The following is a 2,646-nucleotide window of genomic DNA, read 5'->3' as shown; positions in this document are numbered from 1 at the left end:
TATAGCGCGACAATCTGGGTGGGAAGCGCGCGACAATCAGGATGGCGAGTCGGTGTCGCGGCGAGGTGATGATTGCCGCGATGATTGTCGTGCGCAAGAGTTTTGTTCGCTCTGATTGTCGCGGAGCGTCAATCAGCGAGTGTTTTTGGTGTCGCGTGCGAGGGTGGTCGCCCTGGACCACGCTTCCGTTCGAGCGCGGTGCGCCTGCGATAGCTTTCGACGTTCATCTCGACGATGGTGGCGTGGTGAACGAGGCGATCGATGGCGGCGAGGGTCATAGCAGGGTCCGGGAAGACCCTATTCCACTCTCCGAAGGGCTGATTGGCGGTGATCAGCATGGAACGCCGCTCGTAGCGTGCGCTGATGAGCTCGAACAGCACGCTGGTCTCGGCCTGGTCTTTGGTGACGTAGGCAAGATCATCGCAGATCAGGAGGTCGAAGCGATCGAGGCGGTTAATGGCGGCCTCGAGATTGAGCTCGCGCCGCGCCACCTGGAGCTTCTGGACGAGATCGGTGGTGCGGGTGAAGAGGACGCGCCATCCGTTCTCGATAAGGGCCAGGCCGATGGCTGCCGCCAAGTGACTCTTGCCGCCGCCGGGCGGGCCGAACAGCAGCAGATTGGCGCCCTTGCCGAGCCAACCATCGCCGGCGGCGAGCGCGGTCACCTGCGCCTTGGAGATCATCGGCACAGCCTCGAAGTCGAAGTTGTCGAAGGTCTTTCCAGCGGGCAGCCGCGCCTCGACGAGATGGCGCTCGACGCGGCGGCGGCCGCGTTCGGCGATCTCGTGCTCGGCAATGGTGGCGAGGAAGCGGGCCGCCGGCCAGCCTTCCTTGTCGGACTGCTCGGCAAATTGCGGCCACAGCACCTTGATGGCTGGCAGCCGCAACTCGTTGAGCAACAGATTGAGGCGCGCGGTGTCAATGGTGTTGGCCGGGCTCATGCGGCACCTCCGATCTCGCCGGCACCGATGAGGCACTCATAGCTGGCGAGCGGTGCGAGCTGCACCACGACGTGCGGCACGCAGGCCGGATCGGGAGCGAAGCAAGCGCGCAGCCGGTTGAGGTCGGGCAGTCGGCCGGCATCAAGCTCGGTCGCGAGCTGATCGGCGAGTTCGGCCTCGCAGCCGCGCTCATGGGCCAGCGCGAGCAGATCGACCATGATCCGGCAGGCTTTCCTGTCCGGCAGCCGTTCGCGCAAGCAATCGAAGGTTCGGCGATAGGCATCGCGCGGGAACAGCCGATCACGGTAGACGAGATTGAGCAGCGCCATTGGCTTGCGCCGCAAGGAATGGATCACGTGCCGATAATCGACAACCTGGTCGTGCTTGCCGTTGGGATGCGGCCGCCCACGCGGCAGGGTGACGAGATGGGTGCCGCCGACGAACACGTCGAGACGATCGTCGTAAAGGCGCACCCGCAGTTGGTGCCCGATCAAACGCGACGGCACGGTGTAGAACACCTTGCGCAAGGTGAAGCCGCCGCTTGACGTCACGCGGACAATCACCTCCTCGTAGTCCGAGGTGCGGCGATCTGGCAACGCCTGCAGGGTGGCGCGCTCGTGGTCGATCCGCTTGGCGTTGCGGGCATTGCGGCGGCTGACGATCTCGTCGATGAAGCCGCGATAGGCGGCGAGATCATCGAAGTCGGCAGTGCCGCGCAACAGCAGCGCATCGGCGACCGTCCGCTTGAGATGGCCATGCGAGCTCTCGATCGCCCCGTTCTCGTGGGCGATGCCGCGATTGTTGCGGGAAGGCCGCATGCCGTAGTGGGCGCAGAGGTCCTCGTACCGCCTGGTCAGATCGTCCCTCGCATTGCGATCGAGATTGCAGAAGGCGGCCGACAGGCTGTCGGTCCGATGCTCCCGCGGTGCCCCACCGAGCGACCACAGGGCATTCTGCAGTCCTTCGGCCAATGCGACAAAGCTCTCGCCACCGAGCACGACATGGGCGTGTTCAAACCCGCAATAGGCCAACCGGAAGTGATAGAGGCGATGATCGAGCGGCACGCCAGCGATGGCGACCCCAAGCTCGCCCATATCGGTGAAGTCGGACAGGCCGACCTGGCCCACTTCGTGGGTCTGGCGGAAGATGACCTCCTGCTCCTCGCCGTGGATCGCCCGCCAGGCGCGGATCCGGCGCTCGAGCGTGCGGCGGATTCCAGCCCCCAGCTCAGGATGGCGTCGGAGCATCTCCTCGAAGATGGCCACGGCCCGCACGCCGGGAGCCGCCTTCAGCATCGGCACGATCTCCAGGTCGAAGACGTTGGCCAAGGGATCCGGCCGGCGCCTTTGCCGCGGTGACTTCTTTTGCGACGGAAGACGCAGATCCTTCTCGAGCCGATAAGCGGTCGACGAACTGAACGACGCCTTCGCGGCCGCCACTGGCGGCGAATTGGTTTGACGGAACTTCATGTAGAGCCTCATCTGGTGATCGGTGACATGGCAGCCTGGCAACGGGTGATTCCTCTTTGGCGAGAAGAACCATCCATCACCGGCCAGCCGCGATCACCAGACGGCGCGGTCCGCTCGGATCGCGCCGTCGCCGGGCTCGTAACTCCGGTCGGGCTACGCCCTCCCTGCGTCACGAGCCCGGCGAAGCTCTCTCATCCTGATTGACGCTGCACTTCCATCCAGATTGCCGCGCCGCA

General features: G+C 64.9%; 2 protein-coding genes. Both read right to left on the bottom strand.

Annotated elements, in window-relative coordinates:
• Positions 1-128: 128 nt before the first annotated feature.
• The gene (gene istB, locus ABID58_RS37255) at positions 129-941 is read right to left on the bottom strand and encodes an IS21-like element ISBj11 family helper ATPase IstB (RefSeq protein WP_201266080.1); all 813 of its coding nucleotides are present in this window, start codon (positions 939-941) and stop codon (positions 129-131) included.
• On the bottom strand, positions 938-2,452 hold the full coding sequence (gene istA, locus ABID58_RS37250) for an IS21 family transposase (protein WP_502916468.1): 1,515 nt from the start codon (positions 2,450-2,452) through the stop codon (positions 938-940). Before istA ends, istB begins: the two co-directional genes overlap by 4 nt.
• Between the last annotated feature and the right edge of the window lie 194 nt (positions 2,453-2,646).

Origin of the sequence: Bradyrhizobium sp. S3.2.6, from assembly GCF_040546885.1 — a bacterium.
GTDB lineage: Bacteria > Pseudomonadota > Alphaproteobacteria > Rhizobiales > Xanthobacteraceae > Bradyrhizobium > Bradyrhizobium cytisi.
The sequence above is the reverse complement of the archived record's forward strand: the minus strand, read 5'-3'. Positions and strand labels throughout refer to the sequence as shown.

What these genes read in the sequence shown, in the direction of transcription:
- istB (WP_201266080.1), bottom strand. Translation starts at nt 941, where the DNA reads ATGAGCCCGGCCAACACCATTGACACCGCGCGCCTCAATCTGTTGCTC.